The sequence below is a fragment of the Microbacterium sp. ProA8 genome (assembly GCF_039905635.1).
GTDB classification, from domain to species: Bacteria; Actinomycetota; Actinomycetes; order Actinomycetales; family Microbacteriaceae; genus Microbacterium; species Microbacterium chionoecetis.
Genome location: NZ_CP157000.1, coordinates 1,669,119 through 1,695,031, shown reverse-complemented (window position 1 = coordinate 1,695,031; position 25,913 = coordinate 1,669,119). Strand labels below are relative to the sequence as shown.

25 protein-coding genes are annotated in these 25,913 nt (G+C 70.5%); 5 read left to right on the top strand and 20 right to left on the bottom strand.

Annotated elements, in window-relative coordinates:
* Nucleotides 1–42 precede the first annotated feature (42 nt).
* Nucleotides 43–615 carry a dihydrofolate reductase family protein gene (locus tag ABG085_RS07250; RefSeq protein WP_347978729.1) on the bottom strand — a complete coding sequence of 191 codons (573 nt, stop codon included), beginning with the start codon at nucleotides 613–615 and terminating at the stop codon, nucleotides 43–45.
* Between the two features lie 83 nt (nucleotides 616–698).
* Here ABG085_RS07250 and ABG085_RS07245 point away from each other — a divergent pair, with 83 nt between their 5' ends.
* Nucleotides 699–2,108: a PLP-dependent aminotransferase family protein gene (locus ABG085_RS07245; RefSeq protein ID WP_347978728.1), complete on the top strand. Its 1,410-nt coding sequence runs from the start codon at nucleotides 699–701 to the stop codon at nucleotides 2,106–2,108.
* Between the two features lie 160 nt (nucleotides 2,109–2,268).
* Here the strand turns inward: ABG085_RS07245 and pheT are convergent, their stop codons facing one another.
* The 10 genes from pheT to infC all read right to left on the bottom strand — a co-directional run bounded on the left by pheT (nucleotide 2,269) and on the right by infC (nucleotide 11,752).
* Nucleotides 2,269–4,824, bottom strand: coding sequence for a phenylalanine--tRNA ligase subunit beta (gene pheT / locus ABG085_RS07240; protein WP_347978727.1), 2,556 nt, complete (start codon nucleotides 4,822–4,824; stop codon nucleotides 2,269–2,271).
* On the bottom strand, nucleotides 4,824–5,873 hold the full coding sequence (gene pheS, locus ABG085_RS07235) for a phenylalanine--tRNA ligase subunit alpha (RefSeq protein ID WP_347978726.1): 1,050 nt from the start codon (nucleotides 5,871–5,873) through the stop codon (nucleotides 4,824–4,826). Before pheS ends, pheT begins: the two co-directional genes overlap by 1 nt.
* Nucleotides 5,874–5,917: 44 nt before the next feature.
* The gene (locus ABG085_RS07230) at nucleotides 5,918–6,862 is read right to left on the bottom strand and encodes an amino acid ABC transporter permease (protein WP_347978725.1); all 945 of its coding nucleotides are present in this window, start codon (nucleotides 6,860–6,862) and stop codon (nucleotides 5,918–5,920) included.
* On the bottom strand, nucleotides 6,859–7,506 hold the full coding sequence (locus ABG085_RS07225) for an amino acid ABC transporter permease (RefSeq protein ID WP_347978724.1): 648 nt from the start codon (nucleotides 7,504–7,506) through the stop codon (nucleotides 6,859–6,861). Before ABG085_RS07225 ends, ABG085_RS07230 begins: the two co-directional genes overlap by 4 nt.
* Nucleotides 7,507–7,587: 81 nt before the next feature.
* The gene (locus tag ABG085_RS07220; protein ID WP_347978723.1) at nucleotides 7,588–8,457 is read right to left on the bottom strand and encodes a glutamate ABC transporter substrate-binding protein; all 870 of its coding nucleotides are present in this window, start codon (nucleotides 8,455–8,457) and stop codon (nucleotides 7,588–7,590) included.
* Between the two features lie 81 nt (nucleotides 8,458–8,538).
* Nucleotides 8,539–9,336 (bottom strand): amino acid ABC transporter ATP-binding protein, encoded by a 798-nt coding sequence (locus tag ABG085_RS07215; RefSeq protein ID WP_347978722.1) that lies wholly within the window; start codon nucleotides 9,334–9,336, stop codon nucleotides 8,539–8,541.
* Between the two features lie 88 nt (nucleotides 9,337–9,424).
* A complete protein-coding gene (locus tag ABG085_RS07210) occupies nucleotides 9,425–10,225 on the bottom strand; it encodes an RNA methyltransferase (RefSeq protein ID WP_347978721.1) in 801 nt (266 codons plus the stop codon).
* 127 nt (nucleotides 10,226–10,352) lie between these two features.
* A complete protein-coding gene (gene rplT, locus ABG085_RS07205) occupies nucleotides 10,353–10,736 on the bottom strand; it encodes a 50S ribosomal protein L20 (RefSeq protein ID WP_045297244.1) in 384 nt (127 codons plus the stop codon).
* A gap of 30 nt (nucleotides 10,737–10,766) precedes the next feature.
* Complete coding sequence (rpmI, locus tag ABG085_RS07200; RefSeq protein ID WP_163620411.1) at nucleotides 10,767–10,961, bottom strand: 50S ribosomal protein L35; 195 nt, start codon at nucleotides 10,959–10,961, stop codon at nucleotides 10,767–10,769.
* Between the two features lie 71 nt (nucleotides 10,962–11,032).
* A complete protein-coding gene (gene infC, locus ABG085_RS07195) occupies nucleotides 11,033–11,752 on the bottom strand; it encodes a translation initiation factor IF-3 (RefSeq protein ID WP_347978720.1) in 720 nt (239 codons plus the stop codon).
* 301 nt (nucleotides 11,753–12,053) lie between these two features.
* Between infC and ABG085_RS07190 the strand changes: the two genes are divergently transcribed.
* Nucleotides 12,054–12,422 (top strand): DUF1844 domain-containing protein, encoded by a 369-nt coding sequence (locus ABG085_RS07190; RefSeq protein WP_163620451.1) that lies wholly within the window; start codon nucleotides 12,054–12,056, stop codon nucleotides 12,420–12,422.
* Between the two features lie 221 nt (nucleotides 12,423–12,643).
* Nucleotides 12,644–13,642 carry an IS481 family transposase gene (locus tag ABG085_RS07185; RefSeq protein ID WP_347976106.1) on the top strand — a complete coding sequence of 333 codons (999 nt, stop codon included), beginning with the start codon at nucleotides 12,644–12,646 and terminating at the stop codon, nucleotides 13,640–13,642.
* Here ABG085_RS07185 and ABG085_RS07180 read toward each other — a convergent pair whose 3' ends face one another.
* The 7 genes from ABG085_RS07180 to ABG085_RS07150 all read right to left on the bottom strand — a co-directional run bounded on the left by ABG085_RS07180 (nucleotide 13,643) and on the right by ABG085_RS07150 (nucleotide 19,783).
* A complete protein-coding gene (locus ABG085_RS07180; RefSeq protein ID WP_347978719.1) occupies nucleotides 13,643–15,079 on the bottom strand; it encodes a pyridoxal-dependent decarboxylase in 1,437 nt (478 codons plus the stop codon). It abuts the gene before it with no gap.
* 99 nt (nucleotides 15,080–15,178) lie between these two features.
* Nucleotides 15,179–15,985: an SseB family protein gene (locus ABG085_RS07175; protein ID WP_347978718.1), complete on the bottom strand. Its 807-nt coding sequence runs from the start codon at nucleotides 15,983–15,985 to the stop codon at nucleotides 15,179–15,181.
* Nucleotides 15,969–16,715 (bottom strand): bifunctional 1-(5-phosphoribosyl)-5-((5-phosphoribosylamino)methylideneamino)imidazole-4-carboxamide isomerase/phosphoribosylanthranilate isomerase PriA, encoded by a 747-nt coding sequence (gene priA / locus ABG085_RS07170; RefSeq protein ID WP_347978717.1) that lies wholly within the window; start codon nucleotides 16,713–16,715, stop codon nucleotides 15,969–15,971. Before priA ends, ABG085_RS07175 begins: the two co-directional genes overlap by 17 nt.
* Before the next feature lie 73 nt (nucleotides 16,716–16,788).
* Nucleotides 16,789–17,442: an imidazole glycerol phosphate synthase subunit HisH gene (hisH, locus tag ABG085_RS07165; RefSeq protein ID WP_347979301.1), complete on the bottom strand. Its 654-nt coding sequence runs from the start codon at nucleotides 17,440–17,442 to the stop codon at nucleotides 16,789–16,791.
* A gap of 14 nt (nucleotides 17,443–17,456) precedes the next feature.
* The gene (gene hisB, locus ABG085_RS07160) at nucleotides 17,457–18,065 is read right to left on the bottom strand and encodes an imidazoleglycerol-phosphate dehydratase HisB (protein ID WP_347978716.1); all 609 of its coding nucleotides are present in this window, start codon (nucleotides 18,063–18,065) and stop codon (nucleotides 17,457–17,459) included.
* The gene (locus ABG085_RS07155) at nucleotides 18,062–19,156 is read right to left on the bottom strand and encodes a histidinol-phosphate transaminase (RefSeq protein ID WP_347978715.1); all 1,095 of its coding nucleotides are present in this window, start codon (nucleotides 19,154–19,156) and stop codon (nucleotides 18,062–18,064) included. The genes hisB and ABG085_RS07155 overlap by 4 nt, the downstream gene beginning before the upstream one ends.
* A 162-nt stretch (nucleotides 19,157–19,318) precedes the next feature.
* A complete protein-coding gene (locus ABG085_RS07150) occupies nucleotides 19,319–19,783 on the bottom strand; it encodes a LysM peptidoglycan-binding domain-containing protein (protein WP_347978714.1) in 465 nt (154 codons plus the stop codon).
* A 263-nt stretch (nucleotides 19,784–20,046) separates the two neighbouring features.
* Between ABG085_RS07150 and lexA the strand changes: the two genes are divergently transcribed.
* Nucleotides 20,047–20,727, top strand: coding sequence for a transcriptional repressor LexA (gene lexA, locus ABG085_RS07145; RefSeq protein WP_163620398.1), 681 nt, complete (start codon nucleotides 20,047–20,049; stop codon nucleotides 20,725–20,727).
* An 86-nt stretch (nucleotides 20,728–20,813) separates the two neighbouring features.
* The gene (locus tag ABG085_RS07140; protein ID WP_347978713.1) at nucleotides 20,814–22,307 is read left to right on the top strand and encodes a hypothetical protein; all 1,494 of its coding nucleotides are present in this window, start codon (nucleotides 20,814–20,816) and stop codon (nucleotides 22,305–22,307) included.
* Here ABG085_RS07140 and metE read toward each other — a convergent pair.
* Nucleotides 22,304–24,634 carry a 5-methyltetrahydropteroyltriglutamate--homocysteine S-methyltransferase gene (metE, locus tag ABG085_RS07135; protein WP_347978712.1) on the bottom strand — a complete coding sequence of 777 codons (2,331 nt, stop codon included), beginning with the start codon at nucleotides 24,632–24,634 and terminating at the stop codon, nucleotides 22,304–22,306. The two genes, ABG085_RS07140 and metE, sit on opposite strands and share 4 nt — an antisense overlap.
* A gap of 92 nt (nucleotides 24,635–24,726) precedes the next feature.
* Nucleotides 24,727–25,689 (bottom strand): methylenetetrahydrofolate reductase, encoded by a 963-nt coding sequence (locus ABG085_RS07130; protein ID WP_347978711.1) that lies wholly within the window; start codon nucleotides 25,687–25,689, stop codon nucleotides 24,727–24,729.
* Nucleotides 25,690–25,913: the final 224 nt, after the last annotated feature.

Genomic DNA, 25,913 nt, shown 5'->3' with positions numbered 1-25,913 from the left:
CGCCGGGTCGCGGCATCCGTCGCCGCCGACGGCGGATGCGGGTCAGTGGAGCGCGTCCGAGAGCACCGCGAAGTTCACGGCCGTCACCTCCCGGGCGCGACGCGACGAGAGCAGCCGCAGCTCGGCAGGTGCCGGCAACCCGTCGAAGAGCGGGATGCCTCCCCCGAGGAGGACGGGCACGATGTGCAGCAGCAGCTCGTCGACGAGCTTGTCGCGGAGGAACTGCTGGGCGGTGTTCGGGCTGCCCATGATGATCACCTCGCCCCCTCCGGCGGCTTCCTGTGCCAGCGCGAGCGCCGCCGCCGGCTCCCCGGACACGAAGGTGAAGACCGTCCCGTTCTTCACCTCGGGCGGCCGCTGCTCGTGCGTCATCACGAAGACCGGACTCGAGAACACGTCGTCGTCGCCCCACGGCTCCTGGCCGGCGTCCCAGGTGCGTCGCCCGAAGATGACCGCGCCCGCGTTGCGGAATCGCTCGATCAGCTCCACGGCGACGTCGTCCTCGTCGGGTGGGGCGGTGTCCTCGAGCCAGCGGTGGATCCGCGAGAGGTCGTCGCCGGGCGCGGCCGCGTATCCATCGACCGAAACCGAGACGTACAGCACCGTCGAACCCATGAGCCGTTCCTTCCGAATACCGCCGGTCGGTCCGGCTTTCAGGAGCGTATGGCGAAAGTGGCCCAGTGATATGGTCCAGCGTGATGGCTCAGAGTTGGACCACTTCCGATCTGGCGCTCGCACTGGCGCTTCCACCCGGCCGACGGCCCGGCGAGCGGCTGCAGACCGCGCTGCGGGATGCGGTTCGGCGGGGCGTGCTCGATGACGGCGACTCTCTGCCGTCCACGCGTGACCTCGCCGCAGCGTTGGGAGTCGCGCGCGGCACCGTCGTCCGTGTCTACGAGCAGCTCGGCGCCGAGGGCTACCTCGTCGCCCGCCCGGGCGGCCGCACGCGTGTCTCGTCGCGTGCCGTCCCGCCGGGCGGCGCTCCTCCCTCGCCGCGGGCGGCGGCTCCGTCCGGCGCGGATCTGCGCCCCGGGATCTCGGATCTTCGCCGGTTTCCCGCCGATGATTGGGCGTGGGCCTACGCGAGGGCGGCGCGCAGCGCCGGCTCGCACGATCTTGACTACGGCGACGGGCTCGGGCATCCGGCAGCGCGCGAGGCTGTCGCGGGCCATCTCCGTCGGATCCGCGCTGCGTCGACCGATGCCGACCATGTCGTCCTCTGCCAAGGCTTCGCCCAGGGGCTCGCCCTCGTCCTGCCCACACTCGCCGCGCGGGGGGTCCGTGTGCTCGCCGTGGAAGACCCGGGTGACCGGGCCGTCGACGAGGCGGCCGCCGTCGCCGGGATCGAGCTCGCGCCCATCCCGGTGGACGCGCACGGCATCCGCACCGACCTGCTCGGCTCGGCGGGCGCCCACGCGGTGCTCGTCACTCCGGCGCACCAGTCCCCCACCGGGGTCGTCCTGTCGGCCTCCCGGCGCGTGGAGCTGGTGGAGTGGGCCGGCCGGAGGGACGGATGGATCATCGAGGACGACTACGACTCGGAGTTCCGGTACGACCGTCAGCCGATCGGCGCGGTCCAGGGCCTCGCACCCGACCGCGTCGTGCTGATCGGCTCGGCGAGCAAGACGCATGCGCCTGGTGTGCGGGTGGCGTGGATGGCGGTTCCGGGCGAGCTGGTCGGCGATCTGGCCGTGCGGAGGGTCGCGGCGGACCGCGGCGGACCGGTGATCGACCAGCTGGCGTTCGCGGCACTGCTCCAGTCCGGGCGCCATGATCGCCACGTGCGCACCATGCGCGGCGTGTACGCCGCGCGCCGAGCAGTCGTCCTCCAGACGCTCGACCGGGTCTCTCCCGGCCTGACCCTGACCGGCCTGGTGGCCGGATTCCACGGTGTCCTGCCGCTTCCGCCCGGGGTTTCCGAAGATCGCGTCGTCACAGCCGCCGGGGACGCCTCCCTCCGCGTCACCGGCCTGGCGGCGTTCACCCGTCACCGGCGCGACCTCCCGCCCGCCCTCGTCCTCGGCTTCGGCGACATCGACGACGAGGCCGTCGTCGAGGCGATCCTGCGCCTCGGCGCCGTGATCGCCGCAGCGACTCCGCGACCGTAGCTTCCGGACCGATCGCTGGGTGACGGTCTGCTGGCGACATCTTCATCCGGAACGGTGAGAGCCCGAGCTTCCACCGAAAGCCCACGTCGTCCTCGGTTCAGAACGTGGGCGTTCGGTGAGAACACGGGCTCTCGACCGATCTGTGCGGACGGCGGGGCGCTTACTCGCGCAGCGTCGCTCCGAAGCGCTCGGATGCCACGGCGACGCCGGCCAGCTTGGCCTCGGTCGCCTCGGCGGCCGTGAGGGTGCGGTCCACGGCGCGGAAGCGCAGCGCGAACGTCAGGCTCTTCTGCCCCTCGGGCACTCCCGGGCCGCGGTAGTCGTCCACCAGCCGCACGGACTCCAGCAGGTCCCCCGCGCCCTCGGCGAGCGCCGCCTGCACCTCGGCGGCCGGCACGTCGGCCTGCAGCACGAGCGACACGTCCTGGGTCGCGGCGGGGAAGCCCGACAGCGACGCGGCGACGACCTTCTCACCCGCCAGCGACAGCACGAGATCGAGATCGAGTTCGGCGACGATCACACGACCGGGAAGATCGGATGCCTCGGCCACCGCCGGCAGCAGCTCGCCGACGTAGCCCACCTCGACGGGGGCCGACGAGGTGGTCGCGGCGACCGACAGCACGCCGGTGCGGCCGGGGTGCAGCGCCGCTCGCTCGCCCTGCACGACGTCGATCGTGACGCCCGCGGCGGCGGCGATGGTCCGGACGGCGTCGAGCGCGTCGCCGAGGCCGGCGGTCACCGGCGCGACGCCGGGCTGCTTGGCCACGAGGTTGCCGGTGAGCAGCACCGCGATGTGCCGGCGCTGCGGCGGGATCGATGCGTCGAGTTCGGCGAGGCTGGCGGCATCCGGCCGCACCGCCAACGGCGGGACGTGCGGCGTGCCGTACTGCACGCCGGGTTCGGGGAGGAACACGACGCCGGTTTCGAATAGCGAGAGATCGGTCAGCCCGCGCGACACGTTGCGGTGCGCGACCTGCAGCAGCCCCGGCACGAGCGAGCGGCGCAGGAACGGCGACTGACCGTCGAGCGGGTTGGCGAGCTTGATGCTGGGCACGTGCGCGCCGGAAGGCGAGCCGTGCAGGTCGTTCTGCTCCTCAGTGGTGAATCCGAAGGACGGCGTCTCGACGTAGCCGGCGGCGGCGAGCGCGTTGGCCACCCGGCTCCGTCCCTGCTGGGCGGGGGTCAGGCCGCGACCCGACGGCGGCAGCGGCAGCACCGACGGGATGCGGTCGTAGCCCTCGATGCGGGCGACCTCCTCGGCGAGCGTCCACTTGTCGGTGAGGTCGGGGCGCCACGACGGCGGGATGACCTGCCAGCCGGCGGCGTCATCCTCGTTGGGCACGACCTCGCAGCCGATGAGGCGCAGCGCCGCCTCGATCTGCCCGGGCGTGTAGTCGACGCCGATGAGGTGCTGGACGAAAAGCGGCGGAAGCTCGATGCCGGGCATGAACACCTCGGCGAAGAGCGCGGCGCCGTAGGCGTCGTCGCTCGTGCCGCCGGCGTATTCCTCCATCAGGTCGGCCACGCGGCGCGCGGCGACGAAGGGCACGAGGGGGTCGACGCCGCGTTCGAAGCGACGGGAGGCCTCGCTGGGCAGCTTGTGCCGACGAGCCGTGCGGGCGATCGACACGGTGTCGAACGTCGCAGCCTCGATGAGCACGTTGCGCGTCGCGTCGCCCATCTCGGTGGCGCCGCCGCCCATGACACCGGCCAGACCGATCGGCCCGGAATCGTCCGTGATCAGCAGGTCTTCGGGGTGGAGCGTGCGCACCTTGCCGTCGAGCGTCTCGAGCTTCTCGCCGGCAGTGGCGCGGCGCACCGTGATCCCGCCCTGCAGCTTGTCGAGGTCGTAGCCGTGGATGGGCTGGCCGAGCTCGAGCATCACGTAGTTGGTGATGTCGATCAGGATGCCGAGCGAACGGATGCCCGCGAGCGACAGGCGCGCGATCATCCATGCCGGCGTGGGCTTCGTCGGGTCGACGTCGCGCACGACGCGCGCCACGAACTCGGTGACGCCCGCACGACCGCGGATCGGGGCGAGGTCCTCCGCGGTGACGGTGAAGCCCTGCCCCGGCGCGACCTCGTCCCACGGTCGCTCCGCGGGGTCGCGGAACGCCGCGCCCGTCGAGTGCGAGTACTCGCGGGCGACACCGCGGATCGACAGCGCATAGCCGCGGTCGGGGGTGACGTTGATCTCGACGGCGACATCGTCGAGGCCCAGCAGCGAGATCGCGTCGGTGCCGACGGGCGCGTCGATGCCGAGCTCGACGAGGCGCAGGATGCCGTTGTGCTCCTCCCCCAGCCCAAGCTCGCGGGCGGAGGCGATCATGCCGTCCGACACGTGACCGTACGTCTTGCGCGCGGCGATCGGGAACGGTCCCGGAAGCACGGCGCCCGGAAGCGTCACCACGACCTTGTCGCCGGCGAAGAAGTTGCGGGCGCCGCAGACGATGCCGTGCACGGCGTCGCCGCCGTCGGCCGCCGTCTCGCCCTCAGGCGCGACGCGCACCTGGCACCAGCGGATCGTCTTGCCGTTGGACTGCGGCTCCTCGACGAACTCGAGCACCTCGCCGACGACGATGGGACCCTGCAGCTCGAAGCGGTGGACGTCCTCCTCTTCGAAGCCGACGCGCACGAGCGCCGCGAGGACGTCCTCGGGCGAGGCATCCGCCGGAACGTCGACGTACTCACGCAACCATGAGAGCGGGACGCGCATCAGACCACCATTCCGAACTGCTCGCTGAAGCGGACATCGCCCTCGGCCATGTCGCGCATGTCCTGGACATCGCTGCGGAACATGAGCGTCCGCTCGACGCCCATGCCGAATGCGAAGCCCGAGTACTCCTCAGGGTCGATCCCGGCGGCGCGGAGCACGTTCGGGTTGATCATGCCGCAACCGCCCCACTCGATCCACCGGGCGCCGCCCTTGAACGTGGGGTGCCAGAGGTCGAGCTCGGCGGACGGCTCGGTGAAGGGGAAGAAGTTCGCCCGGAACCGCGTCTTCGCCTCGGGGCCGAACAGCACCTTGGCGGCGTGGTCGAGCGTGCCCTTGAGGTTCGCCATGGTGATGCCCTTGTCGACGACGATGCCCTCGAACTGGGTGAATACCGGCAGGTGCGTCGCGTCGTACTCGTCGGTGCGGTAGACGCGACCGGGGCACAGCACATAGAGCGGCAGGTCGCGCTCGAGCATCGAGCGCACCTGGACAGGGCTCGTGTGCGTGCGCATGACGAGGTGGCGCTCCACCGGGTCGACGAAGAACGTGTCCTGCATCTGACGCGCCGGGTGGTCGACGTCGAAGTTCAGCGCGTCGAAGTTGAACCACTCGTGCTCGAGCTCGGGGCCCTCCGCGATCTCCCAGCCCATGCCTACGAAGATGTCGGCGATCTGCTCCTGGAGCAGGGAGATCGGATGCCGCGCCCCGACGCGCGCGCGGGCGGCCAAGGCGGTGATGTCCACGCGCTCTGCCTCGAGCTGAGCGGCGGTCTCCGCCGCGGCGAGCTCCGCTTCGCGTGCTGCGAACGCCTGGTTCACCCGGCCGCGGGCCTGCCCGACGAGCTTGCCGAACTCGGCCTTCTTGTCGTTCGGCACGTCGCGCAGGCGCGCGTTGAGCTTCGCCAGCGGCGAGCCCTCGGCGGCGTGCGCGGACCGTGCGGCCTTCAACGCCGCGGTGTCGGCCGAGCCGGCGATCGCGGCGAGGGCGGCGTCGACGGCGGCGTTCACCGCCTCGGGCGTGATCTCGGTGTTCTCGGGAGCGTCTGACACGAGAGTCGAGTCTACCGACGGCGGCGCAGTGCCCCGGCCCGACGCTATACCGCGGTGCCGTCGTGCCGGCCGAGTCCCTTGTTCGCCGCCATGAGGTCCGCTTTCGCCTCCACCTCGAGGAGCGCAGCGGGGTTCATCGGATCGATCGCCTTGCCGCGACGCGCTTTGCCGGTCCCGCTTGCGGTCCGCCGCGCCAGCCAGCGCGCGAACCACGAGAGCGAGAGGTTGATGACGAGGTAGATCGCGAGCGTCACGACGAACATCGAGAACATGTACCGGTTGCCGAAGAAGCTCAGCAGGTTGTTCATGTTGTTACGGATGATCTCGTTGTAGCCCACGATGTAGCCGAGCGAGGTGTCCTTCAGCAGGACGACCAACTGGGCGACGATGATCGGCAGCATCTGCCGGAATGCCTGCGGGAACTCCACGAGCATCTTCGACTGGAACTCGCGCATTCCCACGCTCAGCGCCGCCTCGCGCTGACCGCGCGGGAGGGCGACCAGGCCGGCGCGCAGGATCTCACCGATGAGCGTGCCGTTGTAGAGGATGAGCGCGATGACGACGGCCCAGAAGGCACCCGTGGAAGCGACGAGCAGGATGAACAGCATCATCAGCAGCACGGGCATGCCGCGCAGGAACTCGATGAGCCACGCCGTCGGTACGCGTACCCAGCCGATGGCCGAGCTTCTCAGCAGCGAGAAGAGGATGCCGAGGATGATCGCGCCGACAGCCGCGACAGCCGCCGCCTGGAGTGTGGCGATCACGCCGCGGCCGATCGAGGCCCAGACCTCGGGATCGGCGAAGATGTCCCACCGGCTCGCGTCGAACATGCCGGGAAGCGTGATGCCTCCCGACTCCCTCGGGGCGGCCAGCAGCATGAAGACCCACACGGCCAGTGCCGCGATGAGCACCAGCGAGACCAGCGAGAGGATCAGTGAGAACCGGCGCGCGCGCGGCCCCGGCGCGTCGAACAGGACGGACGTGCTCATCGCTTCACCACCCAGCGCTTCTCGAGTCGGCCGGCCAGGAAGCCGAGGGGGATGGTGATGACGAGGTACAAGGCGGCGGCGGTGAGGAGGATCGGGATCACGATGTTGCCGTTGTCGTTCGCCAGCTGCCGCGTGGTGGCGAAGAGCTCGACGACGAAGAAGCCGCCGGCGACGGACGTGTTCTTCGTGAGGGCGATGAAGACGTTGATGAGCGGCGGGATCGTCATCCGGAAAGCCTGTGGAAGCACGACCAGTGAGACCGTCTGCCCGAACGCGAGGCCGATGCTGCGCGCAGCCTCGGCCTGACCCAGTGGTACCCCGTTGATGCCCGAGCGGAGGGCTTCGGCCACGAACGGGGAGGTGTAGTAGGTCAGTGCGACGAATGCCAGAAGGAGGTACGGAGCACGAAGACCGAGCATCGGCATCACGAATGCGGTGAAGAAGAACACCAGGGTGAGCGGGGTGTTCCGCGCGATCTCGGTCCAGAACGCGGCGAACCCGCGCAGCGCGCCGACGGGTGAGATCCGCATCGCAGCGATGACGGTGCCGAGCACCAGCGCGCTCACTCCCGACACCAGCAGGAGGATGAGCGTCACGCGGAAGCCTTCGAGGAACGTCGGCATCAGCGACCAGAGCTGCTCCATGGGCTCTCCTTCCTTGCTCGTGGTACGGGGGCTGACGCCGACCCGGTCCGCCTCGTGGACGGACCGGGTCGGCGATGATCGTCAGTAGCGATCGGGCGTCGGCGGGTCGACGAAGGGCAGCACTGTGCCGGCCGTCGAGTTCCATGCCTCTTCGTAGCGGCCGTCCTCGTACGCCTCTTCCAGCACGTCGTTGATCCAGTCGCGGAACTCGGTGTCTTCGAGCGCCAGTCCGATGCCGTAGGGCTCCTCGGTGAAGGGCTCTCCGACGACCTTGAACTCGCCCTCGTTCTGCGCGGCCAGGCCGGCGAGGATGACGTTGTCGGTCGAGACGGCGACGACCTGCCCGTTGCGCAGCGGCTCGAGGCAGTTCGAGTACGTGTCGGTCAGCACCGGCTCCGCGCCGAGCTCGGCGAGCTTGGCAGCGGGCGTGGAGCCCGTCACGGAGCACACCGGCTGTCCGACCAGGTCGTCTTCGCTCTCGATGTCCTCGTTGTCCGCGAGCACCAGGATCGACTGTCCGGCCATGTAGTACGGGCCCGCGAAGGAGACGACCTCCTTGCGCTTGTCGTTGATGGTGTACGTCGCGATGACGATGTCGACCTCGCCGTTCTGGATGAACGGCTCGCGGTTGGCGGAGACCGATTCCTTCCACTCGATGTCGTCTTCGGCGATGCCGAGCTCGGACGCGATGATCTTGCCGATCTCGACGTCGAAGCCCTCCGGCACACCCGACGGTCCCATCAGACCGAACAGCGGCTGGTCGAACTTGGTGCCGATGGTGATCGAGCCTGCCTCGGCGAGCTCTGCCATCGTCGTGCCGGCCTCGAACGTGGGCTCGGGCTCAGGGGTCGTCGTCTCTTCGCCGCCCGGGGTGCCACCGGTGGCGCACGCCGACAGCGCGAGCGCGCCGGCTGCTGCCAGCGCGATCAGCGGAAGTCGCATTCGCTTCATGTTTTCGTCCTTTGCTGTGGGGACCGCTCGTGACGGCCTCTCGGATCCCGGCCGTATTGCTGCGACGGCCGGACGTGCGGATCAGTGCTCGAGGATCTTGGACAGGAAGTCCTTCGCCCTCTCGCTCTGCGGATTCGTGAAGAACTCCTCGGGCGTCGCCTCTTCGACGATCGCGCCGTCGGCCATGAAGAGGACGCGGTCGGCCGCCTTGCGGGCGAAGCCCATCTCGTGCGTGACGACGATCATGGTCATGCCGTCGGCCGCGAGACCGATCATCACGTCGAGCACCTCGTTGATCATTTCGGGGTCGAGCGCGCTCGTAGGCTCGTCCATCAGGATCAGCTTGGGCGTCATCGCGAGCGATCGCGCGATGGCGACACGCTGCTGCTGCCCGCCGGAGAGCTGGCTGGGCATCTTCTTGGCCTGGTTGGCCACGCCGACGCGGTCGAGCAGCTGCATCGCCTTGTCGTCGGCATCCTTCTTCTTCATGCCTCGTACACGGATCGGCCCGAGCGTGACGTTCTCGAGCACGGTCTTGTGCGCGAAGAGGTTGAAGGACTGGAACACCATGCCGACATCGGCGCGCAGGTGCGCGAGCGCCTTGCCCTCTTCCGGCAGCGGGTGGCCGTCGATCGTGATCTTGCCCGAGTCGATCGTCTCGAGTCGGTTGATCGCACGGCAGAGCGTCGACTTGCCGGATCCGGAGGGGCCGATGACGACGACGACTTCGCCGCGATTGACCACCGTGTTGATGTCCTTCAGGACGTGCAGGTCGCCGAAGTGCTTGTCGACGTGATCCACGACCACGAGCGGCTCACCTCGTCGCACCGAGATGTTGGAAGTCCGGGGCGCCGGCGCCGGGGCATCAGGTGTCGCCATGTCCCTCACCCTAGGGGCGAGCGGCGACACACTGCCAGTGGACCCGCGAGCCTTTACCGTTCCGTAACAGGGTCGGAACGCGCGCCGCTCAGCCGGCGGCGCGCTGCGCGAACGCGGTCTCGTAGAGGCACACGCTGGCGGCCGTCGCCAGGTTCAGCGATTCCGCGGCGCCGAAGATCGGCAGCCGCAGCGAGAGGTCGACGAGCGCCAGCGCCTCGTCGTCCAGACCGCGGGCCTCGTTGCCGAAGAGCCAGGCGGTCGGCTCGGCGAGCACGTCTCTTGCGGCGAGGAAGTCGCCTCCCCCGACGTCGGCGGCGATGACGCGCACGCCGGCGGCCCGGGCCTTCTCGACGGCCGAGGCGAGGTCGACGCCGACGGCGACCGGAACGTGGAAGAGCGAACCGGTCGTGGCGCGCACCACCTTCGGGTTGTACGGGTCGACGGTGCGACCGGTGAGGATGACGGCGTCCGCTCCCGCGGCGTCGGCCGCGCGGATGATGGTGCCGAGGTTGCCCGGGTCGCGGACCTCCTCGCAGATCGCGACGAGCCGGGGCTCGGCCGCGAAGATGTCGCGCAGCGACGTGGGCGACTGCCGTGCCACCGCGACGATCCCCTGCGGCGTCACCGTGTCGGCCATCGCGTCGAGCACGGCCTCGGTCGTGTAGACGACCTCGAGGCCGGCATCCTTCGCGGCATCGCGCACGTCGGCATGCCTCTCGAGCGCCGACGGCGTCGCGAACAGCTCCACGAGGGTGTCGGGCCGGTACGCGAGCGCCTCGCGCGCGGCCTGCGGACCTTCGAGGAGGAAGAGCCCGGTCTCCTGCCGCGCGCTGCGCTTGGTCAGCTTCGCGACGGCGCGGACACGCGGAGAGCGAGGGTTCTCGAGCACGGCATCAGTCTAGGGTCGCGGCATCCGTCCCCCGGCACGCATTCTGCACGAACCGGCACCCCGGCGAGACGAAAAGAGGCGCCCTCCGTGAGGAGGGCGCCTCTTTCGAGACAGCGGATGCCGCGGGTCAGGCGCTCTTCGGAGCGTTGACGTTCTCGGGCAGCGCCTTCTTGGCGGTCTGGACGAGCGACGCGAACGTCTTGGGCTCGTTCACCGCGAGCTCGGCGAGCATGCGACGGTCGACCTGCACACCCGCGAGGCCGAGGCCCTGGATGAAGCGGTTGTACGTGATGCCGTTCTGACGGGCAGCGGCGTTGATGCGCTGGATCCACAGACGGCGGAAGTCGCCCTTGCGCTTGCGACGGTCGCGGTACGCGTAGACGAGCGAGTGGGTGACCTGCTCCTTCGCCTTGCGGTACAGACGCGAGCGCTGGCCCCGGTAACCGGAGGCGCGCTCGAGGATGACGCGACGCTTCTTGTGGGCGTTGACGGCCCGCTTGACTCTAGCCATTTCGATTGATTCCTATTCCTGCGTCGGCGCTCAGATACCGAGGAGCTTCTTGGCGACCTTGGCGTCGCCCTTCGCGAGGACCTGCTCCTGCGACAGGCGACGGGTGCGGCGGCTGGACTTGCCCTCGAAGTTGTGGCGAAGGTTCGCCTGCTGCTTCATGAGCTTCCCGCTGCCTGTGACCTTGAAGCGCTTCTTGGCGCCCGAGTGGGTCTTCTGCTTCGGCATCTCTTCTTCCTTCGTTTCACTTCCCGCCCAGGCGGGAGTCGGTATCCCGCGGTGCGGGAGTGTGTGGGGGCCTATTCGGCCGTGGCGGTCTCGGACTCGGCGGCCGGGGTCTCGGCTGCGGTGTCGGAGCTGCCCGAGTCGGCGTCGCCCTGCGGGCCACTGCCGGTGCGGGCGGAACGCGCTGCCTCCTTGTTGGCGGCACGCTGCGCGTTCTGCTCGGTCTTCACCTCGGACTTGTTCTTGTGCGGGGCGACCACCATCACCATGTTGCGGCCGTCGATCGTCGGGTTCGACTCGACCGTGCCGAACTCGGCGACGTCTTCCGCGAACTTGCGGAGGAGACGGACACCCTGCTCGGGGCGCGACTGCTCGCGGCCACGGAACAGGATCATCGCCTTGACCTTGTCGCCCGCCTGGAGGAAGCCCTCGGCGCGCTTGAGCTTGGTGATGTAGTCGTGGGCCTCGATCTTCAGACGGAACCGGACCTCCTTGAGGACGGTGTTCGCCTGATTGCGACGCGCTTCCTTGGCCTTCTGCGCAGCCTCGTACTTGAACTTGCCGTAGTCCATGATCTTGACCACGGGGGGCTTCGAGTTCGGGGCCACCTCGACGAGATCGAGGTCGGCCTCCTGGGCCAGGCGCAGCGCCACCTCGATGCGGACGACGCCGACCTGCTCACCCGCGGGTCCGACGAGGCGGACCTCGGGGACGCGGATGCGGTCGTTGGTGCGGGGATCGCTGATGCGGAACTCCTTGGGTTTATGGGCTGGACCACCGCGACACATGTTCATGTCGCGGGCGGAGGAAGATCCACTCCACCCGTCAGACGCTTCGAGCGCCGACTTCCTGCACCCTCTCCGGTGACGGAGCTCCCGCGCGGTTGCCCTGGCGGCTACCCCTCCCGTATCTGCGTGGCCGCAGGACGGTCGGGGCGGAGTGCATGACCCGGTAGCCTGGAACGGCAAGCGCGGGTGGGATGTGATCCACTTTCCGATCCGGTACAGAACGCACCGGAGACCGCAGCAGTCTATCAGAGAGAACGGCGTGGACACGATTCGAGACCAGGACGGCGAAACGACGAGCACGACGGCGGTGGATGCCGAGCGTCAGGCCCGCTGGGAGGAGCAGGAGCGTGCGGCCGCATCGGCCTCGCGCGACATCGCCGAGGTGCCGGCCGTCGAGGTCATCACGACCGCCGCCGTGCACCTGCTGAGCGCCGCCGCCGTCAAGGTCGGGCTCGCCGACGATCCCGCGACGCAGACCGACCTCGACGAGGCCCGCAAGCTCATCAACGCCCTGGCCGGCCTCATCACGGCCGGCGCCCCGGAGATCAGCGACATGCACGCCCGCTCGCTGCGCGACGGGCTGCGCTCGGTGCAGCTCGCCTTCCGCGAGGCATCCGTGATTCCCGACCCGATCGGCAAGGGTCCGGGCGAGAAGTGGACGGGCCCGGTCACCTGACCACCCCCGCCCCCGTGTCCCACTTTCCAGCCTTCATGTTCCGGATTCGGCCGCGAACGGGCGTCCACACGGCGGATTTCGGGACACGGACCACCTGATCAGCGCCCGCTAGCTGTGCTGCCCAGGGACGTTGGTTGAGGTGTGACGCGATAGACGGGTGAGGACCTCCCGGTCGAGAGTGGAGCTGTCTAGTTCCCGCACTCGAGACCAAGGAGGTCCTCGTGACCCACGCTAACGCTGCGCTGACCCCTCGCCAACGCCTCCGGCTCGCCCGACAGGTCGTCGATGACGGCTGGTCCGTCGCTGCGGCTGCGAGCTACTTCCGGGTGTCGTGGCGGACCGCGGAACGGTGGGCGCGCCGCTATGTCGAGATGGGTGAGGCGGGGATGCAGGACCGCTCCTCCAGGCCGCACTCGAGTCCGAACAGGACGCCCCGGCCGGTGGTGCGGAAGGTCGTGCATCTGCGGTGGAAGAAGCGGCTCGGTCCGGTCGGAATCGGCGCTCAGCTGGGGATGCCGGCGTCGACCGTCCATGCGATCCTGACGCGTTGCCGGGTGAATCGGCTCAGCCACGTCGACGTTCGCACCGGCGAGCCCGCCCGCCGCTACGAGCACGAGCATCCCGGCTCGTTGATCCACGTCGACGTGAAGAAGCTCGGCAACATCCCCGACGGCGGCGGGTGGCGCTACGTCGGCCGGTTCCAAGGCGACCGCAACCGAGCGGTCACCGCCAAACGGACCGGAAGACGTGGCATCGCCGGCGACATGGTCACCGGGACAGCGTTCATCCACACCGTCATCGACGACCACTCCCGCGTCGCCTACGCCGAGATCCACGACGACGAGACCGCAGCCACAGCCGTCGCTGTTCTGCGACGCGCGGTCGGCTGGTTCGCTGCCCGCGGCGTCACCGTCGAGCGCGTCCTCTCCGACAACGGCTCCGCGTACCGCTCCTTCGCTTGGCGGGACGCCTGCGCCGAACTCAGCATTCGACCGAAACGCACACGCCCCTACCGGCCACAGACGAACGGGAAGATCGAACGATTCCACCGCACGCTCGCCGACGGCTGGGCCTACTCACGGCACTACAACTCCGAGTCAGCCCGCCGCAACGCGCTCCCGACCTGGCTGCACTCCTACAATCACCACAGGCCCCACACCGCGATCGGCGGCCACCCACCCATCAGCAGATTGACCAACCTGCCTGGACAGCACAGCTAGCTAGCCCGGGGGACGCGCGATGCCGGCTCGCCCGTCGATGCCCAGCGCGGCCACGCCGCGCGCCACGGCGTCGACCGTCCGGCGCACCGCCTCGGCGTCGGTGCCGCGGTTGCTCACGGCGAAGCGCACCACGGTGCGACCTCGCCACGTCGAGGACGACGCCCACACCGTGCCCTCCTCGCGCAGCCACTCCCCCAGCGCCGCCGTCTCGGCGTCCGTCGGCGCGGCCACGCACACCTGGGTGAAGACGACGTCGTTGAGCACCTCGAGGCCCGCGATGCCCTCGAACCCGGTCGCGAGGCCGGTCGCGGCATCCGCCAGCCCTTCGACCAGACCCACGACGCCCGCCCTGCCGACCGACCGCAGCGCCGCCCACACCGGGACCCCGCGGGCGCGACGGGAGAGCTCGGGTGTGCGGTCGTAGGGGTCGGAGATGCTGGCCACCGCCGGAAGGTACGCCGCATGCGCGCCGAGCGCGGCGGCCATGGCGGCCTCGTCGCGGACGATCGCCACCCCGCAGTCGTAGGGCACATTGAGGGTCTTGTGCGCATCGGTCGCCCACGAGTCGGCGTCCGCGAGCCCGGCGACCAGGTGCCGCAGCCGCGGACTGGCGGCCGCCCAGAGGCCGAACGCGCCGTCGACGTGCACCCACGCCCCTGCACCGTGGGCGACGCCGACCGCAGCGGCGAAGTCGTCGAATGCCCCGGAGTGGACGTCACCCGCCTGGAGCGCGACGATCGCCGGGCCGTCGCCCCGGGCCAGCGCGCGCTCGAGCCCGACGACGTCGATGCGGCCCTCGCTGTCGGCCCCGACGGTCGTCGGCGCGCCGAGACCGGCGAGCCGGCCCGCCAGCACCATCGAGGTGTGGACGGCGTCGCCAGCCAGGAAGCGGATCGGCGGGGCGTGCTGCAGCCCCCGTGCGGGATCCGCTCCCGCTCGGCGCAGGACCGAATCCCGGGCGGTGACCAGACACGAGAAGTTGGCCATCGTCCCGCCCGTGACGAATCCGACGCCGCTCTCGCGCGGGAGACCGAGCAGGTCGAGCAACCACGCGCCCGCGATTTCCTCGACCGCGGCGGTCGCCGGCGTGGGCTGCCGCGATCCGGTGTTCTGGTCCCACGCCGACACGAGCCAGTCGGCCGCCAGCGCGGCCGGATAGGTCCCCCCGATCACGAAGCCGTAGAAGCGCGGCGAACCCATCGCCATCAGTCCGGGCTCGGATGCCGCGGCCAGCTCCTCGACGACGGCACGCGGGTCCGTGCTCTGATCGCCGAGGCGGACGTCGAGCCGCCCCAGCACGCCATCGACATCGAGCTCCGGCCGGATCGGGCGCTCGGCGAGCGAATCCAGCCAGCTCAGCGCGCGGTCGTGCGCGGCCTCCAACGCGCTTCGATAGGGGTCGTCCGTCGCGGACTCGTCCATCGCATCGTCGTCCATCGAGCCACCTCCGCGGAGCCGATCATCCGCCGCTGCGGGGCGCGCCGCAAGCGTCCCCTGCCGGCGAGCGGCGAAGTGTGCCGTGAGATGCGTCGCGTCTCAGGCCCGGACGAGCTTCACGGTGAGCGAGTCGACGAGCACCGCGATGCGGTCGTCGGCAGCCCAGCGCGCCGCGAGCCGCGCCAGCACCGCATCGAGCTCGGCCTTCTCGAGTCCGTCCATGAGGTGCAGGCGCACCACGAGCTCGGGCCCGCGCAGGCGGGCGTCGGGATCCCCGGGCTCCACGGAGAGGTCGATGACAGCGAGCTCTCCCCCGACGCTGTCCTGGAGGCCGGTGAACACCTCGGGCGAGAGGAAGCTCGGCTCCCAGGGCTGCCCTCGGCCGATCGCCCAGACCGCCGGGCGACGGATGACGAACTCGGTGTGCGATCCCGGGTCGAGCACGATGAGGTCGGTGTCGTCGGCGGCGGCCGACAGCGCAGTGCGGACGCCGTCGGCGGGAACCGGCCGGGCCGCGGCATCCCATCGCCGCATCGCTTCGACCGACGAGAAGACCGGCAGCACGCGACGCCCGTCGGGCGCGGCGACGGTGACGATCGACAGCTCCTGCGTCTTGTCGACTTCGAGGCCGTGCGCGCCGATGCCGTGCTCGCCCTTCTCGGCGACGAGCGGGATCAGCAGCCGCGCAGAGCGGTAGGCGTCGATCACCTCGCGCTGGCCGCCCGCACCGGCGCGGAACGCCATGAGCGCGGCGAGGAGCGCGGGGTCCGCGGAGCCGTCGTCCGAGGCATGCGGGTTCGCCTGGAAGCTGCGTCCCTCCCAGGGCACGCCCGCGGAGTCGCCGCCCGGTCCGTGGCCGTGCGCGTGGCCGTGACCGGCGGCGTGAGGGTCAGTATCCGGCGACATCCAGCGCCTCGGCGAGCGTGAACGCGCCGGCGTACAGCGCCTTGCCCACGATCGCGCCCTCTACGCCGAGCGGGACGAGGTCGCGGAGCGCCACGATGTCGTCGAGGCTCGACACGCCGCCCGACGCCACGATCGGCTTCGGCGTGCGCGCGGTGAGCTCCCGCAGCAGGTCGAGGTTCGGGCCCTGAAGGGTGCCGTCCTTGGTGACGTCGGTGACCACGTAGCGGCTGCAGCCCGCCGACTCGAGCCGGTCGAGGACCGTCCACAGGTCGCCGCCCTCGCGCGTCCAGCCGCGGGCGGCGAGCGTGGTGCCGCGCACGTCGAGACCCACGGCGATCGCGTCGCCGTAGCGACCGATCACGTCCGCGGCCCATTCGGGGTTCTCGAGCGCCGCGGTGCCCAGGTTGATGCGGGACGCGCCGCTCTCGAGCGCCGCCTCGAGCGTGCGGTCGTCGCGGATTCCGCCCGACAGCTCGACCTGCACGCCCTTGACCTGCTTGATGACCTTGCGGAGGACCCCCGCGTTGCTGCCGCGGCCGAACGCGGCGTCGAGGTCGACGAGGTGGATCCACTCGGCGCCCTGCCGCGCGAAGTCCAGCGCGGCGTCGACGGGATCGCCGTAGCTCGTCTCGGTGCCCGCCTCGCCCTGCGTCAGGCGGACGGCCTTGCCGTCGGCGACGTCGACGGCGGGCAGGAGGACGAGTTTGGGTGTGGACGCGAAATCGTTCATGGCTCCTGGCTCAGGCATCGAAAACTGTGGGTGGCGGATCCGGGAAGCACGCGCTCCCGCAGATGGCACGGTCTCAGAGGGTAGCCCTGCGAAGCCCGTCGATCCAATTCGTCAGCAGACGGATGCCGGCATCCCCCGACTTCTCGGGGTGGAACTGGGTGGCAGAAAGCGGCCCGTTCTCGACCGCGGCGAGGAACGGCGCGCCGTAGTCGCACCACGTGAGGACAGGCTCGGGGAACGGCGGCTGCACGTCGAGCAGCCACTTCTGCGCGGCGAAGGAGTGGACGAAGTAGAACCGCTCGTGCTCGATGCCGCGGAAGAGGCGCGTGCCCTCGCCCGGCTCGACGGTGTTCCAGCCCATGTGCGGCAGGACCGGAGCGTCGAGCTCTGTCACGACGCCCGGCCATTCACCGAGCCCCTCGGTGTCGACGCCGCGCTCCACGCCGCGCTCGAAGAAGATCTGCATGCCGACGCAGACGCCGAGAACCGGGCGTCCACCGGCGAGACGGCGCTCGATGAGCTCGTCGCCGCGGCTGGCCCGGAGCGCCTCGGCGACGGCGCGGAACGCGCCCACGCCGGGGACGAAGAGCCCGTCGGCGTCGCGGACGAGGCCGCGGTCGGCGGTCAGCCGCGCGTCGGCGCCGGCGGCGATGAGCGCCTTCACCGCCGAGTGCACGTTCCCGGAACCGTAGTCGAGGACGGCGACGAGCGGCCGGTCGCCTTCCATGGGCGCGCTTTCGCTCACAGGGCGCCTTTCGTGCTGGGAATGCCCTCGACCAGTGGGTCGAGCGCCTTCGCCTGGCGGAACGCCCGCGCGAGCGCCTTGTACTCGGCCTCGGCGATGTGGTGCGGATCGCGCCCCGACAGCACGCGCACGTGCACCGTGAGGGCGGCGTTGTGCGCGATCGCCTCGAACGTGTGCCGCACCAGCGAACCCGTGAAGTGCCCGCCGATGAGGTGGTGCTCGAAGCCCGCGGGCTCGCCCTCGTGAACGAGGTAGGGGCGGCCGCTGATGTCGACGACGGCCTGGGCCAGCGCCTCGTCGAGCGGAACCAGCGCATCGCCGTAGCGCGCGATGCCGGATTTGTCTCCGAGTGCCTGGCGAATCGCCTGGCCGAGCACGATCGAGATGTCCTCGACGGTGTGGTGGGCGTCGATGTCGGTGTCGCCGGATGCGCGCACCGTCAGATCCGTCAGCGAGTGCTTCGCGAACGCCGTCAGCAGGTGATCGAAGAACGGCACCGTCGTGTCGATGCGGCTGCGGCCGGTGCCGTCCAGATCGAGTTCGAGCTCGACGGTCGACTCGCTCGTCGCCCGTCGCAGCGTTGCGGTGCGTGGTGCGGCGCTCATGCCGCCGATCCTACCGAGGCCAGCGCGTCGAGGAAGGCCGTCGTCTCGTCCGCCGTGCCCGCCGTCACCCGCAGGTGCGCAGGGATCCCGACGTCGCGGATGAGTACGCCCTGGTCGTAGAGCGCCTGCCATGTGGCGGCAGGATCGGCCACTCCCCCGAACAGGACGAAGTTCGTCCACGACTCGTGCGCCGTGTAGCCCAGTGCCTCGACCGTCGCCGAGATGCGGTCGCGCTGCGTGACGATCTCGTCGACCATGCCCAGCATGATGGGCGCGTGGCGCAGCGCGGCCGTCGCGGCGGCCTGCGTGAGCGCACTCAGGTGGTACGGCAGGCGCACCAGGCGAAGTGCGTCGATGAGCGCGGGGTCGGCGGCCATGTACCCGACGCGGGCGCCCGCGAAGGCGAACGCCTTGCTCATCGTGCGGGAGACCACGAGCCGCTCACGTCCCGGCAGCAGCGTGAGCGCCGACCGCTCGTCGTGCGGAGCGAACTCGAAATAGGCCTCGTCGACGATCACGATCCCGTCCGTCGCCTCGTAGGCTGCCTCGACGACGTCGAGCCCGAGCGGGGTGCCGGTGGGGTTGTTGGGCGAGCAGAGGAACACCACGTCGGGCGCGGCATCCGCGATCTGGGATGCCGCATCGTCCGCCGTGATCGAATACTCAGCCGATCGGGTGCCGGAGATCCACTCGGCGCCCGTGCCGCGGGTGAGCAGCGGGTACATCGAATACGTGGGCGTGAAGCCGAATGCCGTCCGGCCCGGTCCTGCGAAGGCCTGCAGGATGTGCTGCAGGACCTCGTTCGAGCCGTTGGCGGCCCAGATCTCGTCGCGCGTGAGACCGTGACCCAGATAGTCGGCGAAGCCCTCGCGCAGTGCCGTGAACTCACGGTCGGGGTAGCGGTTCACGTCGCTCAGCGCCCGGGCGATCGAGTCGAGGATGTCGTCCGCGACCTCCGCCGGAACAGGATGCGTGTTCTCGTTCACGTTCAGGGCCACCGGCAACGGCGCCTGCGGAGCACCGTACGGCTTCTGACCGCGGAGATCGGCGCGCAAGGGGAGGTCTTCGAGACGTGCACTCACCTCTCCCATGCTAGGCCCGCGGCCGACTGCGCCGGCGCCGCGTGACGTCGCGAGACAGGCGAGGCCGGCGTGACGTCGCGAGACCGGGCAGGCCCGCGTGACGTGGCGGGACAGGCAGGCGTGGTCCGATGGTCGATCGCCGTGCGGGCAGCCGCCGGAGCCGCCGGCGCGTCAGCGGCCGTCGTCGTACGCCGCGGGGATCGCGATGCTCTGACCGGCCTGCACGACCACGGTGTCGAGCGCGTTCAACCGCACGATCTCGTCGACCACGTCGCGTGGATCGCGCTCGGGCGCGACCTCTTCGGCGATGCTCCAGAGCGAGTCGCCGGCAGCCACCGTCACCGTGCGGAAGGAGCCCGCCGGGGCTCCCGCTTCACGGGAGGCGAGTGCCGCTCCCCCGCCGATCACGGCGGCGGTCAGCGCGATCACGGCCGGCAGTGCGGCGAGGACGGCGAGGACACGTCGCCCGCGCAGGGTCAGGCGGAGCCGCGTGGAGCGCCCCGACGCCGACTGCGCGCCCAGCGGCACAGGAGCACCGCCGGCCAGCTGTCGCGCCGAGCTGTGCACCCGCTGCACCGCGACACGCGCGGCGCGGGACGGCGACGGGACGGAGGTCGTGAAGTCGATCGCGGTCATGCTGGGCTCCTCGTGCTGGGGAGAGATTCGCATTCACCACTCGGCCGGGAGCGGTGAATGCGAATCTCTCTTCCGAAGCTATCTTCGAGTCTGTACGATGTCAATACCGGTTCCGGGCGGCGATCTCTCGAACGCGACACGCGGCTGAGATGTTCCCCAGAAGCCCGCGATCCGGATACGGTTTCGATAAGAGAACCCCACCACGGGCCTCCGACATTCGAAGAAACAGCGCTCCCTCGCCGAGCGCAGGACGGAGCCGGAAGATGAGCGACGCGGCCGGGCGCGAAAAGCCCCAGACTCGTCGGCGCAAGAGCCTGAGCGACAAGCAGCTGGCGATCCTCGAGGTGATCCAGCGCTCGATCGCGCGTCACGGCTACCCGCCGAGCATGCGGGAGATCGGCGACGCCGTCGGCCTGAAGTCGCTCTCCAGCGTCACTCACCAGCTCAACCAGCTGGAGCTGAGCGGCTACCTGCGGCGCGATGCGGGTAAGACGCGCGCGATGGAAGTGCTGATCGACCTGCCCGGCACGGCGACCGAGAGCCCGGCGGACGCCTCCCCCTCCGTGGGTGATGCCGCCCTCGTCCCGCTCGTCGGGCGCATCGCCGCCGGCGTTCCCATCACGGCCGAGCAGCAGGTCGAGGAGATCTTCCCTCTCCCCCGCCAGCTGGTGGGCAAGGGCGACCTCTTCATGCTGAAGGTCTCGGGCGAGTCGATGATCGACGCCGCCATCTGCGACGGCGACTGGGTCGTCGTCCGGTCGCAGGCGACGGCCGACAACGGTGAGATCGTGGCCGCGATGCTCGACGGCGAGGCGACCGTCAAGACGTTCCGCCAGCGCGACGGTCACACCTGGCTGCTCCCGCGCAACTCCGCGTTCGAGCCGATCCTCGGCGATGAAGCCACCGTGCTCGGCAAGGTCGTGGCGGTGCTGCGAGCCGTCTGACCGGCGTCGGACGATTCCCAACGGAATGGGTGATGCCGGACGCTGCATCTACGACACAATGAGTGCATCCGGCTAGAGGAGGCCTCATGAGCGAGCCAGTCACCGTCGACCTGCAGGCCGAACTCGCCGCGTTGCGGGCCGAGAACGAAGCACTCCGGGCGGGCGCGGTCGCTCCGGATGAGGCCGCACCCCCCTCACGCACTCGCAATGGATGGTGGCGCTCGCTGCTCTCGGCTCTGTGCATCACCATCGCCGCCATCCTCGTCCCGGTGTCGATCGTCGGCGCGTGGGCCCGTGTACAGCTGACCGACGAGGACGCCTTCGTCGCCACGCTGGCGCCGCTGGTGGACGATCCCGCGGTGCAGTCGATGATCATCGACGAGTCCATGGAGGCGGTCAACGCCCAGGTCGACTTCGACCAGATCACCGCGGACGTCTTCGACGGCATCGCCGGCCTCGGACTTCCGCCCCGCGCCGCCGACGCCCTCCAGCTCCTGGAGGCGCCGGCTGCCAACGGCCTCGAGAGCCTCGTGACGACGACGGTCACTCGAGTGGTCGAGTCCGATGCCTTCGCTGAAGTGTGGGCCACTGCGACGCGCGCCGCCCATCGCGCCCTGGTGGGCGTGTCCACGTCCGACGGCGGCGGACTCATCGTCCGCACCGACGAGGGGGTGGGGATCCAGTTGGGCGCGGTCGTCGAGCGCGTGAAGCAGAACCTCGTCGATCGGGGCCTGGGTGCCGCTGAGCTGATCCCCACCGTCGATCGCGTCATCATCCTCGGCGAAGGCGACAACCTCGCGACGATCCGCACCAGTTACGCCGCCGCGAACACGCTCGGGCTCTGGCTGCCGATCATCGCGATCGCGCTGTTCGGGCTCGGCATCCTGATCGCCCGCCGCCGCAGCGCCGCCGTCCTCGGGACGGGCATCGGATTAGCCCTTGGCGGCGTGGCCCTGGCCATCATGCTCGCGATCGGCGATTCCGCCATGGGCGTCACGGCGGGGGTACTCGGCCTCTCTCCCGACGCGCTGAACGTCATCTACGAACAGCTGGTCGGCAACATGCAGCAGACCGCGCTCGTCGTCGCGTTCCTCGGTGTCTTCATCGCGATTCTGGGCTGGGTGACCGGCAGGTCGGCTCCGGCACGCGGCGTGCGCAGTGCCATCGACAGCATGAATGCGTCGGGGCGGCGCGAGCTGGCCCGGCGAGGACTCGACACCGATTCGTTCGGCCTGTGGCTCGGCCGGCAGCGCGTCCTGGTGCGGACCCTCATCGCCGTGCTCGCGGTGATCTGGCTCTTCTTGCTGCGGCCGCTGTCGGTCGGCGACATCGTACTCGTGGCTGTCGTCGCATTCGGCGTCGCCTGGATCCTCGAACTGCTGCAGCGACGCCCCGAGGAGGTGACCGCGGTCAGCGACACGGACCTGCTCTACAGCGGCGTACCCATCGGGGCCGACGACGCCAATCCCACGGTGGAGATCCTGCTCGCCGACGAGACCCCGACGCGCGACCTCACGCCCGAGACGAGGGGTGCCGCGACCGAGACGGCCGCGGCACCCGGATCGAAGAAGCGCCCCTAGGCCGGAACCACCGCGCGCACCGCCTGCGTCGCCGCCACGAGGTTCTTCAGCGACGCGACGGTCTCGTCGTACCCGCGGGTCTTCAGCCCGCAGTCCGGGTTGACCCAGACGCGGCGCAGCGGCAATTCGGCAACCGTGCGGTCGAGGAGCTCGGTGATCTCGCCGACGGACGGCACGCGCGGCGAGTGGATGTCGTACACGCCGGGTCCGATGCCGGCGGCGAAGCCGGACGTGGCGATGTCCCCGATCACCTCGCCGCGGCTGCGCGCGGCCTCGATCGAGGTCACGTCGGCGTCCAGCGCCGCGATCGCCTCGATTACGACGTCGAATTCCGAGTAGCAGAGGTGGGTGTGCACCTGTGTGGCCGGGGCAGCGCCTGCAGTGGCGAGGCGGAATGAGCCGACCGACCACTCCAGGTACGCGGCCTGATCGGCGCGCTTGAGCGGCAGGAGTTCGCGCAGCGCCGGCTCGTCGACCTGGATGACGCGGATGCCCGCCTCCTCGAGGTCGGCGATCTCGTCGCGGAGGGCGAGGGCCACCTGGTTCGCGGTCTCCCCCAGCGGCTGGTCGTCGCGGACGAACGACCACGCCAGGATCGTCACCGGGCCGGTCAGCATGCCCTTCATCGGCTTGTCGGTGAGCGACTGCGCGAACGCCGACCATGTGACGGTGATCGCCTCGGGACGTGCGACGTCGCCCCAGAGGATCGACGGACGGGTCGCCCGCGAGCCGTACGACTGCACCCAGCCGTTCTCGGTGACGGCGAAGCCGTCGAGGTTCTCGGCGAAGTACTGCACCATGTCGTTGCGCTCGGCCTCGCCGTGCACCAGGACGTCGAGGCCGATGTCCTCCTGCAGCGTCACCACCTGCGCGATCTCGTCGCGCAGGAAGCTCTCGTACTCGTCGGCGCTGAGCTCGCCACGGCCGTGGCGCGCACGCGCGCGCCGGATCTCGCCGGTCTGCGGGAACGATCCGATCGTGGTCGTCGGCAGCACGGGGAGCGCGAGCTCGGCCTCCTGAGCGGCGACCCGATCGTCGTAGTCGCCGCGGGCGAAGTCGTCCGCGGCGAGCGCCGACGCCCTCTCCCGCACCGCCCCGTCGCGGACACCCGGCGCATGGCGACGGTCGGCGAGGGCGGCGGATGCCTCGGCCAGCGCCTCCGCGATGGCGGGACGGCCGTCGACCAGGCCGCGCGCGAGGGTCACCACCTGCCCGACCTTCTGGTCGGCGAACGCGAGCCACGACGCGAGGCGCGGATCCAGGGCCGACTCGTCGGCGACGTCGTGCGGCACGTGCTGCAGCGAGGTCGAGGTGCCGGTGCTGATCTCCGACGCTCCGAGCGCGTTCAGCGCCTGCAGTCGCTCCCACGCGGCGTCGAGATCGCCTCGCCACACGTTGCGTCCGTCGATGACCCCGCCCACGAGCGTCTTGCGGTCCAGTCCCGGCGCGGCCTCGGGCACCGCACCACGGGTCAGGTCGATGGCGACCGCCTCGATGGGAGCCGCCGCGAGCGCCGTCCACGCCTCGGTCGACAGCTGCGCGTAGCCGGCCGCGACCAGGATCGCGGGCCGGTCACCACGAACCCCGAGCGCGGCATATGCGCGGGCCGCGGCATCTGCCAGCGTGGCCGCATCGGCCCGCAGACTCTCACTGACGAGCGCAGGCTCGTCCAGCTGCACCCACTCCGCACCCGCGGCCCGCAGACTCGCGAGCAGCTCCGTGTACACCGGCAGCAGGTCGTCGAGCCGGCTGAGCGGGTCGAAGCCCTGGGGCGCGGCATCCGTCGCCTTGGCGAGCGCGAGGAGCGTCACCGGGCCCACGATCACCGGACGAACGGTGAATCCGTCGGCCTTCGCCTCTGCCACCTGGCGCGCGAAGCGGTCGCTCGAGAGGGCGAAGACCGTCTCGGGGCCGACCTCGGGCACGAGGTAGTGGTAGTTCGTGTCGAACCACTTGGTCATCTCGAGGGGTGCGTCCTCGCCCGCGCCGCGCGCGGCGGTGAAGTACGCGTCCAGGCCGATGCCGCCGTCGGCATCGCGAAGCGTGGCGAACCGGTCGGGCAGCGCGCCGACCGCGACGGCCGCGTCGTGCACCTGGTCGTAGAACGAGAACGACTCCGGGATCGACGAGTCGTCGCGGCCGAGGCCGAGCTCGGCGAGGCGCTCGCGCGTCGCGCGGCGCAGGTCGGCCGCCGTCTGCTCGAGGGTCTCGGCGTCGGTCCTGCCGGCCCAATACGCCTCGACCGCGCGCTTCAGCTCGCGGCGGCGCCCGATCCGGGGATAGCCCAGGATCGTGCCGTGGGGGAAGGTGATGCGGGGTTCGGTCATCGTGCTCTCTCTTTCGCTTCGTGGATCTGGGACTGGGGTTTCGGGGTCGCCGAAGAGACCGTCGGGCCAGCCGACGGATCGTGGCGTCCGGATCAGTGGACGGCGTGGGACATTCGCGTCGCCGAGACGAGCACGCCGGCTTCGCGCAGCACCGCGAGGACCGTGTCGTGGTTGTTGAACGCGTAGAGATGGATGCCCGGAGCACCGCCGTCGAGAACCTCGCGGGCGAGGCGCGCGGCATGGGCGATGCCGATGTCGCGCTGCCCCTCGACCGTCGGCTCGACGTCGAGCGCGATCGCGAGGTCGGCCGGAAGCGCCTCGCCGCTGAGCTCGAGCACGCGCCGCAGCCGGGTGCTGGAGGTGATCGGCATGATGCCCGGCAGGATCGGGATGGTGACGCCGGCGTCGCGCGAACGCGCCACGAACGCGAGGTAGTCGTCGGCGTGGAAGAACAGCTGGGTGATCGCGAGGGTGGCGCCCGCCGCCTGCTTCGCGAGGAGCGCGTCGATGTCCTCGAACGCGTGGCGGGAGCGGGGATGTCCGTTCGGGAACGCGGCGACCGCGATGTCGACCCGGGGCCGCTTCTCGACCCGCGCGGCGCCGGGCACGCCCGGGATGGGTGCCTCGGTGTACGGCTCGCGCTCCGCCTGCACGCGGTCGATCAGCTGCACGAGCTCCGCGGCGCTTGCGAGATCGCCCAGGAAGGCGTCGTCCTCGGATGCCCCGGCCGGCGGGTCGCCGCGGAGGGCGAGGAAGCTCGTGATCCCGGCATCCAGGAATTCGCGGATCAGCGTGTTGGCGCCGGCGTAGGTGTTCCCCACGCACGTGAGGTGGGCGAGCGGCTCGACGTGGGTCTCGCGGAGGATGTGGGTCAGAAGCTCCAGGGACCGGCCGCCGGTGGATCCGCCCGCGCCGTACGTGACGGAGATGAACCTGGGGTCCACCGACGCCAGATGGCGGATGGTCTCGTGCAGCGCGGCGACGCCGGCCTCGGATCGGGGCGGATACACCTCGAACGAGATCGGCACGGGAGGAGTGCTCAGGTCGATGGACATGGGCCTGCTTCTCAGGATCGGAATCGGGCTCAGCCGAACGGGAGGACCCGGTCGGCCGCGGCACCTCTCCTCCGCCGCGCTGTTCATGACATGCGTGGCAGAAGGGGTGTCATCGCGGGCGGGTGCCGGGCTCGGCTGTCGCTCCTGCCCGGCACCCCGAGGTTCGGGGGCGTCCTCGCGGACGACCGGGCGTCGATGCGTCCACGGTAGCGGAGCATGTCCGT